12 protein-coding genes are annotated in these 14607 nt (G+C 71.9%); 6 read left to right on the forward strand and 6 right to left on the reverse strand.

Annotated features, from left to right (window positions below; genetic code table 11):
• Positions 1-48 precede the first annotated feature (48 nt).
• Genes AC3IYI_RS10115 through ybaK form a run of 3 tightly spaced genes read left to right on the forward strand, consistent with a single transcriptional unit; the run spans position 49 to position 2927 of the window.
• Positions 49-1653 carry an oxidoreductase gene (locus AC3IYI_RS10115; protein WP_489409858.1) on the forward strand — a complete coding sequence of 535 codons (1605 nt, stop codon included), beginning with the start codon at positions 49-51 and terminating at the stop codon, positions 1651-1653.
• A gap of 34 nt (positions 1654-1687) precedes the next feature.
• Entirely contained in the window at positions 1688-2425 is a 738-nt protein-coding gene (locus AC3IYI_RS10120) for an LON peptidase substrate-binding domain-containing protein (RefSeq protein WP_489409859.1), read from the forward strand.
• Positions 2426-2438: 13 nt separating this feature from the next.
• Positions 2439-2927, forward strand: a complete 489-nt coding sequence (ybaK, locus tag AC3IYI_RS10125) for a Cys-tRNA(Pro) deacylase (protein ID WP_489409860.1) — start codon at positions 2439-2441, stop codon at positions 2925-2927.
• A 47-nt stretch (positions 2928-2974) separates the two neighbouring features.
• Here ybaK and AC3IYI_RS10130 read toward each other — a convergent pair whose 3' ends face one another.
• From AC3IYI_RS10130 to AC3IYI_RS10150, 5 genes are all read right to left on the reverse strand, one after another.
• A complete protein-coding gene (locus AC3IYI_RS10130) occupies positions 2975-4243 on the reverse strand; it encodes an IS30 family transposase (RefSeq protein ID WP_489409861.1) in 1269 nt (422 codons plus the stop codon).
• A 73-nt stretch (positions 4244-4316) separates the two neighbouring features.
• Positions 4317-5012, reverse strand: a complete 696-nt coding sequence (locus tag AC3IYI_RS10135) for a hypothetical protein (protein ID WP_489409862.1) — start codon at positions 5010-5012, stop codon at positions 4317-4319.
• Positions 5013-5063: 51 nt separating this feature from the next.
• On the reverse strand, positions 5064-5876 hold the full coding sequence (locus AC3IYI_RS10140; RefSeq protein WP_489409863.1) for an ABC transporter permease: 813 nt from the start codon (positions 5874-5876) through the stop codon (positions 5064-5066).
• The gene (locus AC3IYI_RS10145; RefSeq protein WP_489409864.1) at positions 5873-6913 is read right to left on the reverse strand and encodes an ABC transporter ATP-binding protein; all 1041 of its coding nucleotides are present in this window, start codon (positions 6911-6913) and stop codon (positions 5873-5875) included. The genes AC3IYI_RS10140 and AC3IYI_RS10145 overlap by 4 nt, the downstream gene beginning before the upstream one ends.
• Before the next feature lie 28 nt (positions 6914-6941).
• Entirely contained in the window at positions 6942-8297 is a 1356-nt protein-coding gene (locus AC3IYI_RS10150; RefSeq protein WP_489409865.1) for an NYN domain-containing protein, read from the reverse strand.
• 228 nt (positions 8298-8525) lie between these two features.
• Between AC3IYI_RS10150 and AC3IYI_RS10155 the strand changes: the two genes are divergently transcribed.
• Entirely contained in the window at positions 8526-8696 is a 171-nt protein-coding gene (locus AC3IYI_RS10155) for a hypothetical protein (protein ID WP_489409866.1), read from the forward strand.
• 106 nt (positions 8697-8802) lie between these two features.
• Here AC3IYI_RS10155 and dnaE read toward each other — a convergent pair whose 3' ends face one another.
• Entirely contained in the window at positions 8803-12348 is a 3546-nt protein-coding gene (dnaE, locus tag AC3IYI_RS10160) for a DNA polymerase III subunit alpha (RefSeq protein ID WP_489409867.1), read from the reverse strand.
• A 158-nt stretch (positions 12349-12506) separates the two neighbouring features.
• Here dnaE and AC3IYI_RS10165 point away from each other — a divergent pair, with 158 nt between their 5' ends.
• Both AC3IYI_RS10165 and AC3IYI_RS10170 read left to right on the forward strand, forming a co-directional pair.
• Positions 12507-13832 carry a DUF2252 domain-containing protein gene (locus AC3IYI_RS10165; protein ID WP_489411491.1) on the forward strand — a complete coding sequence of 442 codons (1326 nt, stop codon included), beginning with the start codon at positions 12507-12509 and terminating at the stop codon, positions 13830-13832.
• Positions 13833-13882: 50 nt separating this feature from the next.
• Entirely contained in the window at positions 13883-14572 is a 690-nt protein-coding gene (locus AC3IYI_RS10170) for a hypothetical protein (RefSeq protein ID WP_489409868.1), read from the forward strand.
• Positions 14573-14607: the final 35 nt, after the last annotated feature.

Genomic DNA, 14607 nt, shown 5'->3' on the forward strand with positions numbered 1-14607 from the left:
AGGGGCCGCGCGGCGCTCGTCCGCGCGGACGAGCGGAGGGGGGCCGCCATGGCCGAAGCACGCCCGGACGGGGAACCGGCCGATCTCACCGGCCCCGAGCGGCTCATGTGGGACGCGTACCGGACCGGCAGCGTCTGCGATCTCAGCACCCGCACCGCCGAGCGGGACGATCCGCACGCCGACCGGGTCTGGGGCCCCGAGCGCAGCGTGCGCGCGGCCGTGGTGGCCCTGCTGCTGCTCCACGGGCCGGGCCCGGTGCCGGGCCGGGTGGCCTCCCTGAAGCTGCGCGGCGTCCGGATCACCGGCCGCCTCGACCTCTCCGGGGGCACGGTCACCCCGTACGTGGAGCTCCAGTCCTGCCGCTTCGACGGGGAGGTGCAGCTCTCGGAGACCCGCTTCGGCACGCTGCGCCTGGTCAACTGCGCGATACCCCGGCTCGACGCGGCCCGCCTGCAGACGGAGGGCGACCTGCACCTGCCGCGCTGCCGGGTGGCGCGCGGGATCCGGCTGACCGACGCGCAGATCGGCACCGACCTGCTGATCAGCGAGGCGGTCGTGCAGCGCGACGGCAAGGGGCGGGCCCTGGCCGCCGACGGGATGTCGGTCGCGCAGGACTTCCAGGGCGAGCTGCTGCGGACCTACGGGGAGCTGAGCCTGCGCGGCGCCAAGGTCGGCGTGTCGATGAGCCTGCGCGGGGCCCGCCTGAGCAATCCGGCCGGGAAGCGGGCGCTGAACGCCCCGCAGCTCACCGTGGAGCGCACGCTCTACCTGACCTCCATCGCCCTGGACTACACCTCGGGCGACTCCGGCTCCTCCACTCCCCCCTACGGGCAGGGCTACACCCCGCTGCGGGGCGAGCCCGCGCAGCACTTCGAGTGCCGGGGCGGCCTGCGGCTGGACGACGGCCGCTTCGGGGACGCCGTGGACTTCTACGGGGCCCGGTTCACCCTCACGGAGGACCAGGAGGTCTCGCTGCGCCGCATCCACACCCCGGAGCTGCGGTTCGTCGGCGAGCGGCCGGAGCGGGGCCGGGTGGTGCTGTCGGGCTCACAGGTGGTCAAGCTCGTGGACACCGCCACGAGCTGGCCGGCCCGCCCGGGCCGGCTGTCCATCGAGGGCTTCGGGTACGAGAACCTCGCGCCCCGGGGCCATTTCCCGCCGGCCCGCCGGCTGGAGTGGGTCGAGGCGGCCACCCCCGAGTACTCCCCGGAACCGTACGAGCGGCTCGCCGCGGTCCTGCGGGCCTCCGGGGAGGACGCGGACGCCCGCGAGGTGCTGCTGGCCAAACAGCGGCGCCGACGGGCGACGCTGCCGCCGGCGCTGCGCGCGTGGGGGTACCTCCAGGACTGGACGGTGGTCTACGGCTACCGGCCGGGGCGGGCGGCGCTGTGGATGGCCGTGCTGTGGGCGGCCGGGGCCGCGCTCTTCGCGGTGCACGGCGAGCCGCCGCCGCTCAAGGCGGAGGAGCACCCGGACTGGAACGCGGCGCTGTTCGCGCTGGACCTGCTGCTGCCGGTGATCGACCTCGGCCAGCAGGACCAGTGGATCCTGCGGGGCGGCTGGCAGTGGGGCACGGCGGCCCTGGTCATCCTGGGCTGGATCCTGGCCACGACGGTCGCGGCGGGAGCCTCCCGCGTCCTGAGGCGGGGATAACGATCCTCGGCCCACGGCCACTACCCTGTGCCTCGTGACCACCGTTCGCCTGCCCCTCTTCCCGCTGAACTCGGTGCTGTTCCCGGGACTCGTCCTGCCGCTGAACATCTTCGAGGAGCGTTATCGCGCCATGATGCGCGAGCTGCTGAAGGCGGGAGAGGACGAGCCCCGCCGCTTCGCGGTCGTCGCGATCCGTGACGGCCGTGAGGTCGCCCCGACCGCACCCGGTCTGCCGGACCAGACGGCCGTGCCCGAGCGCGGGCCGGCAGCCGGTTTCGGCGCGGACCCGGTCCAGGCCTTCCACCGGGTGGGCTGCATCGCGGACGCGGCATCGATCCGGGAGCGGGAGGACGGCAGCTTCGAGGTGATGGCGACCGGCACGGTCCGGGTCCGGCTGCTGTCGGTGGACGCGTCCGGCCCCTTCCTCGTGGCGGAGCTGGAGGAGCTCCCGGAGGACGCGGGCGACGGCGCGGGCGCGCTGGCGGAGGGCGTGCTGCGGGCGTTCCGCACCTACCAGAAGCGCCTGGCGGGAGCCCGCGAGCGGTCCCTGACCGGCATGGACCTCCCCGACGAGCCGTCGGTGGTCTCGTACCTGGTCGCGGCGGCCGCGGTGCTGGACATCCCGGCGAAGCAGCGGCTGCTCCAGGCCCCGGACACGGCGACCCGCCTCGCGGAGGAGCTGAAGCTGCTGCGCACCGAGACGGCCGTCATCCGCCACCTCCCCTCGCTCCCGGCCGTGGACCTCACCCGCTCCCCGACGAGCCCGAACTGACGGACGGCGCACGATGGCGAAGAAGAAGCCGACGGGCACCCCGGCGATCGTGGCGCTGACGGCGGCCGGCGCCGATTTCACGGTGCACGCCTACGAGCACGACCCGGCCCACCCGTCGTACGGCGAGGAGGCGGCCCAGGCCCTCGGGGTCTCCCCCTCCCAGGTCTTCAAGACGCTCCTCGCCGACGTCGACGGCTCGCTGGTGGTCGCGGTGGTCCCGGTCTCGGGCAGCCTCGACCTGAAGGCCCTGGCCGCGGCGGTGGGCGGCAAGCGCGCGGCGATGGCCGATCCGGCCCTGGCGGAGCGCACCACGGGCTACGTCCTGGGCGGCATCTCCCCCCTGGGCCAGCGCAAGCGCCTGCGCACGGTCCTGGACGCCTCGGCGTCGCTCTTCCCCACGATCTGCGTCTCGGCTGGCCGCCGCGGCCTGGAGGTCGAGCTCGCCCCGGCCACCCTGACCGCCCTGACCGCAGCCACTCCGGCCCCGATCGCCCGCGCGTAACGCCCCCGGAACGCGGCGAATTCGAGGGGTCGTTGCAACACTGCTGGTCAGCTGGCTAGATCGAGTAGCTTAGCGAGGCGCTCGGCTGGGGTTTCCCAGTCGAGCGTTTTGCGTGGGCGGCTGTTGAGTTCGGCGGCGACGGCCTCCAGGTGCACGGGCGTGTGTCCGCTCAGGTCGGTGCTCTTTGGGAAGTACTGCCGTAGCAGGCCGTTCGTGTTCTCGTTCGACCCGCGCTGCCAGGGGCTTGCCGGGTCGCAGAAGTAGACCGGGATGTCGGTGGCGACGGTGAATGCCCGGTGGGCAGCCATCTCCGAGCCCTGGTCCCAGGTCAGGGAACGCCACAGATGCGGCGGGAGAGTCTGGACGGTGGCGGCGAGAGCGTTGCGGGTCGCGAGGGCGCTGTGGCCGCGGGGCAGGTGCACGAGCATCACGTAGCGCGTGGACCGCTCGACCAGCGTTCCGATGGCGGACCGGCTGTCCTTGCCGATGATGAGGTCGCCTTCCCAGTGGCCGGGGACGGCCCGGTCCTCGGCTTCGGCGGGCCGGTCGCTGATCATGACCATGTCCTTGACCGGGCGGGAGACGCGCTTGTGAGCGTGGCGGTTGGGACGGCGTCGGGCCCGGCCGGTGCGGAGGGCCCGGGTCAGTTCCCGGCGCAGTTCACCGCGGTCCTGGACGTAGAGGGCCTGGTAGACCGTCTCGTGGGTCACGTGCATTTCCGGCCGGTCGGGGAACCGTGCCCGCAGAGCCTGGCAGATCTGCTCGGGGCTCCACCGCATCGTGAGGTGGTCCTGGACGAAGTCCCGCAGCTCGATGTTCTGGCCGATCTTGCCGGACTTCGGACGGGGCCGGCGAGCATCAGCACGGGCCTGAGCGGTGTGGGGCCGGTAGTACCAGCCGCCGTTCGGCATGGTGCGCCGGTTGCGGTGTATCTCGCGGCTGACCGTGGAGGGACTGCGGCCCAGTTCTGCCGCGATCTGCCGGATCGACGCCTTCTCGCGCAGCCGATCAGCGATGTGGACGCGGTCGTGCTCCTGCAAGTACCGCGACGGCCGGAAGGGCGGCTCCCCGGGATCTGCCGGGAGTCCGGACGCCTGTCCGTGGTCCTGGTAGATCGGGGGAGTCGCCCTGCGACCCTTGCCGGGCGAGCTCTGGCCGTTACGCCACTTCTTGCCCGTGCGGAGATCGATGCCCACGATGCGGGCCGCTTCCCGGGTGCTGCAGCCCTGCTCCATGAGCTGGAAGTATGCGGCCCGCTCGCGGGTCAGTTTCCGGGCCCCCTGAGGCTTCCTGCTCTTACGGATCTCGAAGTCCATCGCACCCCTTGAACTGGGGTGTTGCAACGACCACTAGAACCTAAGCGCTGCGGGGCCGCTCCCCCGGCCGGGGCTACGGCCGCGGAGGCTCCGTACCGGACGGGTCCGGGGAACCCGCGGAGTCGGCAGGGCCCGCAGGGGCCTGGTAATACCCCGACGGCCAAACCGAAAGCTCCGGGGCGGGATCCCGCGTGCCCCACAGCGCCGTCAACGCCAGGTGCACGATCACCGCGGCCATCGGCCACCCGAGCAGCGCCCCGTGCGCGAGCAGCTCCAGCGGGGCATCGAAGGGGACTCCCTTGCCCGCCTTCCGGGCGGCCGCCACCAGGTCCGAGGACGGGCCCAGCCACAGGCCCACGCGCCAGCCCACCAGCGCGGCGAAGACCGATCCGACCGCGAGCCCGACCACCTGCGCGGCGCCCCCGCCGCGGCGCCACAGGAAGACGCCCAGCGCGCTCAGCACGCCGAATCCCACCGACAGCAGCAGGAAGGTGCCGTCGGCCCCGATGCGGGCCTCGCTCTCGGTGTCCCGCAGGAACACGGCCTCGCCGTTGGAGACGAACTGCACGCGCGGTGCGAGCCAGACCCACAGCAGCCCGAGGAGCACGCCGGCCACGCCGGTCAGGAGGGCGATGGCGGCCCCGTCGCGGATGTCGGACGGGGAAAAGGCGGGCTCGGACGCAGGCGCGGCCGCAGCCGCTGTCGCAGCCGAAGGGGACTCCGACGGCGGCTGGTCGGGCTTGTCATAAGGGGTCACGGCTTCGGTCACCCCCACATCGTGCCAGGAAGTGTTTGATTTAACGATCGGCGCCGGCGGGCTTCAGCGGACCGCTGCCCGCCGGTAGGCCCAGGTCGCGAGCGCGAGGGACAGCACCCCCACCCCCGCGCAGATGCCGAGGTCGAGCAGGACCGCCGCCCAGTCGGGGTGCGGCTCGAAGGTCCGGGCGAACGCCTCCACGCCGTACGTGGACGGCAGCAGGTCCCGTGCCCAGACGATCACGTCCGGCATCCGCTCGGGCGGCAGTACGCCCAGCAGCAGGGCCGCGGACATGCCGAGCTGTCCGGCGAGGGTGGCCAGCTCCTGCCGGGGGGCGAGCAGGCCCAGCGCCGCGCCGAGCCCGGCGAGGGCGGCCCCGGCCAGCGGCACCACGGCGGCCAGGATCCACAGGCCGCCCATCGGCAGTCCGAACAGCACGCTGCCGAAGACGGCCGTCACCAGCGTGCCGGGCAGCGTGAAGGAGGCGTACGCGGCCGCCGCGCCCAGCACCACGGACGCGGGCGGCACCGGCAGGGTGGCGTAGTGGTCGAGCCCGCCGCCGGCCCGGAGCTGCCCGAAGTACTGCGCGAGCAGGTTCAGTGCGACGAAGGCGATGACCAGCACGGAGGAACCGGCGACGACGGCCCGCGCCTCGGAGCCCCCGTCGACCACGCCCCGCATCAGGATCATGATCCCGACGGACTGGAAGGTGGCCACGAACAGCAGCGGGATCCGCGAGACCCGCGCGCGGGACAGCTGGGCCCGGTAGACGGCGGCCAGCGCCGGGAAGAACCGGGCGCGCGGCGCCAGTACGCCGACGGCGGTGACGGGTGCGTCCGCGGCGGCAGCCGTGGCGGTGATGGCGGTGGGGCTCACGCCTTCACCAGTCCCTTCGAGGTGCGTCCGCCCAGGGCGAGGTACACGTCCTCCAGGCTCGGCGTGGCCAGCGTGAAATCGTCGAGGGCGGCGAAGGCCGGGCCGCCGGTCACGGCCGCCACCGCAGTCCGCGCCTCGTCGGGTCCGAGCCGCAGCACCCAGCGCCGCCCGGATTCGGTGGCGGCCCCGGCGAGCGCGGCGACCTCCGGGAGCTCCAGCGGCGGCGCGGTGCGCCAGACCAGTTCGAGCCGGACCTCTCCGGACACCTGGGCCTTGAGCCCGGCCGGGGTGTCGCAGGCGATGACCCGGCCCTGGTCGATGACTGCGACCCGGTCGAGGACGGTCTCGGCCTCGATGACGTTGTGGGTGACCAGCAGCACGGTGGCCCCGGTCTCGGCGCGGCGCCGGTCGACGGCGGCCCAGACGGCCCGCCGGGCCACCGGGTCCATGCCGGTCGTGGGCTCGTCGAGCACCAGGACGGGGCGCTCCCCCACCAGTGCGGCGGCGAAGCACGCGAGGCGCCGCTGTCCGCCGGACAGCTTCTTCAGGGGGCGTCCGGCGATCCCGGTCAGTCCGAGCTCCTCCAGTACCGAGTCCCGTACGGTCCGCGCCTCGCGCAGGCCGAGCCCGCGCAGCCGGCCGGTCGTCTCGGCGGCCAGCGAGACCGTGAGCTCGTCGAGGGCGGTGGATTCCTGGCCGAGGTAGGAGAGCAGCCGGGCCGACCGGTCGGGGTGGCGCACGAGGTCGTGGCCGAGCAGGTTCACCGAGCCGGAGTCGGGCCGCAGCAGGCCGGTGAGCTGGCGGACCAGGGTCGATTTGCCGGCGCCGTTGGGGCCGAGCAGGCCGAAGATCTCGCCGCGCCGCACGTCCAGGGAGATCCCGTCGGTGGCACGGGTCTCGGGCAGGGCCGGGGCCCCGCGCCGTCCTCGTACCGCGGGATACGTCTTGACCAGGTCGCGTACCGCGCAGACCACGTCGGGGGCCGGTCCCGCGGCCCCTGCCGTGTCCGTATCCGCCTGTGCTGTCCCCGTACTCACGAGGGAGCAGCCTACGGGGTTGCGGCCCCTACTCGGCTGCCGGGGCCTCGGGGGCCGCCGCGACGGCCTCCGCGGCGGGGGCCACGGGGGCACCGGGGGTGGCGGCCGGGCCGGCCGCCGATCCGGCGCCGGCCACGTGCTCCGCTGCCGCCCGTACGTCGATCTCGCGCCAGAAGCCGGCCCGGATGGCGTAGCGGTCGTGCTCGTCGATCTGGTCGTCCTTGTGCGCGAGGAGCCCGAAGCGGGCGGCGTAGCGCAGCAGCTCCCCGTCGATCCGGTGCGGGACCCGCGGGTACATGGTGGCGAGCTTCTGCAGGTGCACGGTCTCCGGGAGCCGTTCCATCCAGCGCCGGGCGAACACCTGGCCGACCTCGAAGGGGTCGCCGCCGACGGTGGTGATGTCCTCCTCGCGGTCCGCCCAGCGCTGTTCGGCGGAGGTGAGCTGGGCGAGCGTGGGCAGCGAGGCGGTCTCGGCGGACTCGCCGAGCGGTCCGGCGCGGTCGATCCACCCCTTGTCGGAGGACCACCGCAGGGCGCTGCCGGCCGGGGCCGCAGCGCCGAGGGCCTGGGCGGGCCCGGGGGCGGCCGCAGCGGTGCCGGGGGCGCGCAGGGCGCCCGCGAGGTCCTTCGGGGTGGGGACCGTCTTGCCGTTGGCGGTGGTGGCCGCGGTGGTGGCCGCGGCGCCGCCCTCCTCGGGCTCCATGGGGGCCGCGGGCCGGGGTCCGTTGCCGTTGCCGCGGGCGGCTTCGGCGAGGGCGGCCTCGGGCAGCGGCGCGGAGAGGATGGCGGCGATCTCGGGGCGCGGGGCCGGCGCCGGGGCGCAGAGTCCGGTGAGGTCGCGGGCGCGGACGGCGCGGGTGATCCAGGTGCGGTCCAGGACGCGGCGTTCGTCGGCTTCAGCGACGAGGTCCTCGGACTGGTTGTAGTCCCCGTCGGCGGCCTGGACGGCCCACAGGTGGACGGCGACTCCGTGTTCCTTGGCGGACATCAGGCCGGGCAGCAGGTCCCCGTCGCCGGTGACGAGCACGACGTCCGAGCAGGCCCGGTTGCGGGCGAGCTCGGTGAGCTCGGCGTGCATGGCCGCGTCGACGCCCTTCTGGGCCCAGCGGCCGTCGCTGCGGGTCAGGGCGCCGAGGCGGACGGTGACGCGGGGCATCACGCGCAGCCGGCGGTGCTCGGGCTGGGGCACCCGGTCGGGTGCGCCGTCGAACCAGTAGATCCGCAGGAGCGGCTGCTCGGTGTCGGCTTCGGCGCGCTCGCGCAGGCCCTGGATGAGGGCGGCGTGGTCGACGGTGATCCGGGAGCGGGACGGCTCTCCTGCGAGGAGGCTCGCGGCGGCGCCCAGCAGATAGCCGGCGTCCACCAGGACGACGCAGCGGTCCACGCGTACCACCCTCTTCCCTGGGGGTCCTCTGTGTCTTTCGCGGTTTCCCCGAGTCTGCCCGACGGCGACGGCCTTGACGGCCGGAACTCGATCATCGGCGTGGCGTATCTCTCAGAGCCCCCGGCAGGCGCCCCGACTACGCGCGGTAATGATCCAAAATGCGCCGTTTACGGCCCTGTGTGAGTGTGAAGGCGGCCCTGGCCCCTAAACCCCCCACGGAGGCATCCCATGGCCAAGAACAAGAACCGCCAGCAGCCCGCCAAGTCCGAAGAGCGCTCGGCTTCGCAGGATCCGGTGAAGAGCTCGATGGACTCCTCGTCCTCGAGCTCGACCCCGGCTGCCCCGAGCCCACTGCAGATGGCCGGGAAGCGCAAGGAAAAGAAGTTCGGCCACAACTGACGCCTCCACCCCCGGCACCACCCGTTCCGTACGTGGGAAGGCCCGCCCCTGTCGACAGGGGCGGGCCTTCCCACGCATGAGGCAGCGGTGCCGGAACGGGTGGTGCCTAGCCGGCCAGGCAGGACGGGCCGAGCAGCACCTTGAGGTCGCCGAAGAGCGCCGGGTCGGGCTTGACCCGGTGCTTGTCGAGCCGGAGCACGGTGGTGGTGCGCGGCCCCTGGAGCTTGATCCGCACCTCGCTGTTGCCCTGGTGGTGGCGCAGGATCTCGCCGAGCCGGGTCACCATCGGCGGGGTGACCTTGACGGTCGGGATGGTGAGGACGACGGGGGCGTTGGTGCCGGCGTTGGACACGTCGGGGACCATCATCTCCATGGCGACCAGCCGGGGGACGTCCTCGCGCTTGTCCAGGCGGCCCTTGACGAAGACGACGGTGTCCTCGACCAGCTGGGTGGAGACGAGCTGGTAGGTCGCGGGGAAGAACATGCATTCGATGGAGCCGGCCAGGTCCTCGACGGTGGCGATGGCCCAGGCGTTGCCCTGCTTGGTCATCTTGCGCTGGAGGCCCGAGATGATGCCGCCGATGGTGACGACCGCGCCGTCGCCGTGCTCCCCGCCGGTGAGCTGGGAGATGCCGGCGTCGGTCTTGTCGGAGAGCACGTGCTCCAGACCGAAGAGCGGGTGGTCGGAGACGTAGAGGCCGAGCATCTCGCGCTCCTGGGCGAGCAGGTAGGACTTCTCCCATTCGACGTCGGAGAACTCCACGTCGAGCCCGAATCCCGGCTCGTCGCTCGCGCTCTCGTCGCCCATTCCGCCGAAGAGGTCGAACTGCCCCTCGGCCTCCTTGCGCTTGACGGCGACCACGTTGTCGATCATCGGTTCGTGGTGGGCGACCAGGCCCTTGCGGGTGTGGCCCATCTCGTCGAAGGCGCCGGCCTTGATCAGGGACTCGACGGTGCGCTTGTTGCAGACGACGGCTTCGACCTTGTCCAGGAAGTCGGGGAAGGTGGAGTACTTCCCCTTGGCCTTCCTGGTCTTGATGATCGACTCGACGACGTTCTGGCCGACGTTGCGCACGGCGGTGAGGCCGAAGAGGATCACGTCGTCGCCCTGGGCGGCGAAGTTGGGCTCCGACTCGTTCACGTTCGGCGGGAGCACCTTGATGCCCATCCGGCGGCACTCGTTCAGGTAGATCGCGGACTTGTCCTTGTCGTCCTTGACCGAGGTGAGCAGGCCCGCCATGTACTCGGCCGGGAAATTGGCCTTGAGGTAGGCGGTCCAGTAGGAGACCAGGCCGTACGCGGCCGAGTGGGCCTTGTTGAAGGCGTAGCCGGCGAAGGGGACCAGGACGTCCCACAGCGCCTTGATCGCCTGGTCGCTGAAGCCCTTCTCCTTGGCACCCGCCTCGAAGATGACGAAGTTCTTCGCCAGTTCCTCGGGCTTCTTCTTGCCCATCACGCGGCGCAGGATGTCGGCCTCGCCGAGCGAGTACCCGGCGATGATCTGGGCGGCCTTCTGCACCTGCTCCTGGTACACGATGAGGCCGTAGGTGACACCGAGGATCTCCCTCAGGGGCTCCTCGAGCTCCGGGTGGATCGGGGTGATCTCCTGCTGCTTGTTCTTGCGCAGGGCGTAGTTCGTGTGCGAGTTCATGCCCATCGGGCCCGGCCGGTACAGGGCCGAGACGGCGGAGATGTCCTCGAAGTTGTCGGGCTTCATCAGGCGCAGCAGGGAGCGCATGGGCCCGCCGTCGAACTGGAAGACGCCGAGGGTGTCGCCGCGGCCGAGCAGTTCGAAGGTCTTGGGGTCGTCGAGCGGCAGGCCCAGGAGATCGAGGTCGATCCCCTTGTTGGCCTTCACCATCTTGACGGCGTCGTCCATGATCGTGAGGTTGCGCAGGCCCAGGAAGTCCATCTTGATCAGGCCGAGCGACTCGCACTGGGGGTAGTCCCACTGCGTGATGGTCACGCCGTCCGTGTGCCGCACCCAGACCGGGGCGTGGTCGACGATCGGCTCGCTGGACATGATCACGCCGGCGGCGTGCACGCCCATCTGGCGGACCAGGCCCTCCACACCGCGGGCGGTGTCGATGACCTTCTTCACGTCCGGCTCGTTCTCGTACATCGCCCGGATCTCGCCGGCCTCGCCGTAGCGCGGGTGCGAGGGGTCGGTGATGCCGTTGAGGTCGATGCCCTTGCCGAGGACGTCGGCGGGCATGGCCTTGGTGAGCCGGTCGCCCATGGCGTACGGGTAGCCGAGGACGCGGGCCGAGTCCTTGATGGCGTTCTTCGCCTTGATCTTTCCGTACGTGCCGATCATGGCGACCTTGTCGTCGCCGTACTTGTCGGTCACGTACCGGATCACTTCGACGCGCCTGCGCTCGTCGAAGTCGATGTCGACATCGGGCATGGAGACGCGCTCGGGGTTGAGGAAGCGCTCGAAGATCAGGCCGTGGGTGATCGGGTCGAGGTCGGTGATGCCCATGGCGTAGGCGACGATCGAGCCGGCGGCGGAGCCACGGCCGGGGCCCACCGCGATGCCCTGGTTCTTCGCCCACATGATGAAGTCGGCGACGACGAGGAAGTAGCCGGGGAACCCCATCTGGATGATGACGTCCAGCTCGTAATCGGCCTGCTTCTGCCGGTCGTCGGGGACCCCTCCCGGGTAGCGGCGGGCCATGCCGCGCCGCACTTCCTCCTTGAACCAGGTGATCTCGGTGTAGCCCTCTTCGGGGATCTCGAACTTCGGCATGAGGTTCTTGGCCTCGAACATGCCGGTGGTGTCGATCTGCTCGGCCACCAGGAGGGTGTTGCGGCACCCCTCCTGCCAGGCGTCCGAGGAGTCGACGGCGTACATCTCCTCCGTGGACTTCAGGTAGTAGCCGGTGCCGTCGAAGCGGAAGCGGTCGGGGTCCGAGAGGTTCTTGCCGGTCTGGATGCACAGCAGGGCGTCGTGCACGGCGGACTCGTGCGCGTACGTGTAGTGCGAGTCGTTCGTCACGAGCGGCGGGATGCCGAGCTTCTTGCCGACTTCCAGCAGCCCGTCGCGGACCCGGCGCTCGATCTCGATGCCGTGGTCCATCAGCTCCAGGAAGTACCGGTCCTTGCCGAAGATGTCCTGGTATTCGGAGGCGGCCTTCAGGGCCTCGTCGAACTGGCCGAGGCGCAGCCTGGTCTGCAGCTCACCGGAGGGGCAGCCGGTGGAGGCGATCAGGCCTTCGGACCACTGGGAGATGGTCTCCTTGTCCATGCGCGGCCACTTGGTCAGCCAGCCCTCGGCGTACGCGTCGGAGGACAGCCGGAAGAGGTTGTGCAGCCCGGTGGAGTTCGCCGCCCAGATCGTCTTGTGGGTGTAACCGCCCGAACCGGACACGTCGTCGCGCTTCTGGTGCGGCTGGCCCCACTGGATGCGCCGCTTGTTGCGCCGGGACTCCGGGGCGACGTAGGCCTCGATGCCGATGATCGGCGTGACCCCGGCCTTCTTCGCCGTGTGGAAGAAGTCATACGCCCCGTGCAGATTGCCGTGGTCGGACATGGCGATGTGCGTCATGCCCATCTCGTTGCACGCGTTGAACATGTCCTTCAGCCGCGCGGCACCGTCCAGCAGGGAGTACTGGGTGTGGACGTGCAGGTGCGTGAACGGCGTCTTGGTCACGGTGGGGGCCTCCGGGCGGGGAGAGAGGGGCGGCAGCTATGAATCCTACGTGGCCCCAGTGACAGAACACGGGCACCGACGGGTACCTTCATCCGTTGCAGACCCAAGGACGCGTGTCCGAAAAGCGCTCCACCCCGTACCACCAGGAGGCACCCGCCATGGCGGTTCCCGAGACGACCGACGAGCAGCGCGCCGAGCAGATACTCGACGTGTTCGACATCGCCTTCGGCGAGCTGATCACCGCCGACCCCGCGGCCTTCCGGGTCAAGTTCCGCAAGATGGCGGCCTCGGCCTTCGCCTTCTACCGGGGCACCGCCTGCCTCTTCTACGCCGACCTGGAGCGCGAGCGGCACGGCGGCCCGTACCTGGACGAGCGCACCGGCCGGGTGTGGATCCACGGCGATCTGCACGCCGAGAACTTCGGCACCTACATGAACGCGCAGGGCCGGCTGGTCTTCAACGTCAACGACTTCGACGAGGCCTATGTCGGCCCCTTCACCTGGGACCTGAAGCGGTTCTGCGCCTCCGTCGCCCTGCTCGGCTACACCAAGGCGCTCAGCGACGACCAGATCAGCGAGCTGGTCCGGATCTACGCGGCGGCCTACCGGGAGCGCATCCACGCGCTGGCGACCGGGGCGAAGAACGAGGAGGTCCCGGCCTTCACAATGGACACCGCCGACGGCCCGCTGCTGGAGGCCCTGCGCGCGGCCCGCCGCCGCACCCGTTTCTCGCTCCTCGACTCGATGACCGAGATCCGCGACTTCGAGCGCCGCTTCTCCCCCGGCCCGGGGACCATCGAGCTGGACGCGGCCACCCGGTACAAGGTGCTCGCCGCCTTCGACGGGTACCTGGAGACCCTTCCCGACGAGTCCCTGGTCCGCCCGGACTCCTACCGGGTCAAGGACGTGGTGGGCCGCCGGGGCATCGGGATCGGCTCGGCGGGCCTGCCCTCGTACAACATCCTGCTGGAGGGGCACAGCGACGCCCTGGAGAACGACGTCGTGATCTACCTCAAGCAGGCTCAGACCCCGGCCGTGTCCCGGCACGTCACCGACCGGTCGGTGCGCGAGTACTTCCGGCACGAGGGGCACCGCACCGTGATCTCGCAGCGGGCCCTGCAGGCGCACGCCGACCCGTGGCTCGGCTGGACGGAGCTGGACGGGGCCGGTCAGCTGGTCGCGGAGGTCTCCCCGTACGCCGTGGACCTGGACTGGTCGGACCTGGACGACCCGGAGGAGATCGCGGCCGTCGTCGCCGACCTGGGCCGGGCGACCGCGACCATGCACGGCGCGGCGGACGAGCAGGAGAGCGGTCAGACGCTGGTCCCGTTCTCCACCGAGCGGGCCATCGACGCGGCCATCGCCGCCGACGAGGAGGGCTTCGCGGACCTGCTGGTGGACTTCGCGCACGCCTACGGCGCCCGTGCCCGCGCCGACCACCAGATCTTCGTGGACCTCTTCCGCAACGGCCGGATCCTGGCTTAGCACGGGACCTCGGGCCCGTCCCCACAGGGACGCATGGCACACTCGCGACGATGGACATATCAGGGGTGGGTCTCCGAGGGCTGCGGGCCGCGCTGTTCAGCGCGGTCGTCGTGCTGCTCTCGACCGGCTCGCACGTCCTGATGTCCCGGGTGCCGCTGCCTCCCGCCCTGGTGGGAGGGGCCTTCGCCGCGGTCTTCGCGATCGCCTTCGCCCTGGCCGGCCGCGAGCGCGGCCTCGGTCACATCGCCGGGCTGCTCGTCCCCCTGGAGCTGGCCGCCGACACCGTCCTGACCTCCGGCCAGCACCTCTGCTACGGCCCCGCGGGCGGCCCCGTCGCGGGTCCGCTGCGCGCCCTGGGGCTGGCCGACTTCTGTGGGGGCAGCCCGGTGGGCGGGGCGCTGGCCGAGGTGGGCGGGCCCGCCGACCCGGCCGCGCTGCTGGCCGCACCCGGACCGTGGGCGCCCTGGCTGCTGCTGGGGGCGCACGTATCGGTCGGACTGCTCGCCTCGCTGTGGCTGCACCGCGGGGAGCGGGCGCTCGGCCGGCTGCTGCGCGCCGCGTCCGCCTGCGCCTTCCGGCCGCTGCGGATGGCCTCGGCCCGCGCGGCGCGGGCCCTCGCTCCGGTGGGGCGCTCGTCGCGGGCTGCGCTGCGGAGCACGGTGGCCCGTACCCGTTTCCCCGTGCACTCCGTGGGACGGCGGGGACCTCCTCGCGTACCCGGCGCGTTCGCTCGCGCCTGACGTACGAGGACAGTCCCCCCTTCCAGCCGGCTCCA

Source organism: Streptomyces sp. GL_148, from assembly GCF_057834205.1.

What these genes read in the sequence shown, in the direction of transcription:
- AC3IYI_RS10115 (WP_489409858.1), top strand. Translation starts at nt 49, where the DNA reads ATGGCCGAAGCACGCCCGGACGGGGAACCGGCCGATCTCACCGGCCCC.
- AC3IYI_RS10170 (WP_489409868.1), top strand. Translation starts at nt 13,883, where the DNA reads ATGGACATATCAGGGGTGGGTCTCCGAGGGCTGCGGGCCGCGCTGTTC.
- AC3IYI_RS10165 (WP_489411491.1), top strand. Translation starts at nt 12,507, where the DNA reads ATGGCGGTTCCCGAGACGACCGACGAGCAGCGCGCCGAGCAGATACTC.
- AC3IYI_RS10130 (WP_489409861.1), bottom strand. Translation starts at nt 4,243, where the DNA reads ATGGACTTCGAGATCCGTAAGAGCAGGAAGCCTCAGGGGGCCCGGAAA.
- ybaK (WP_489409860.1), top strand. Translation starts at nt 2,439, where the DNA reads ATGGCGAAGAAGAAGCCGACGGGCACCCCGGCGATCGTGGCGCTGACG.
- AC3IYI_RS10155 (WP_489409866.1), top strand. Translation starts at nt 8,526, where the DNA reads ATGGCCAAGAACAAGAACCGCCAGCAGCCCGCCAAGTCCGAAGAGCGC.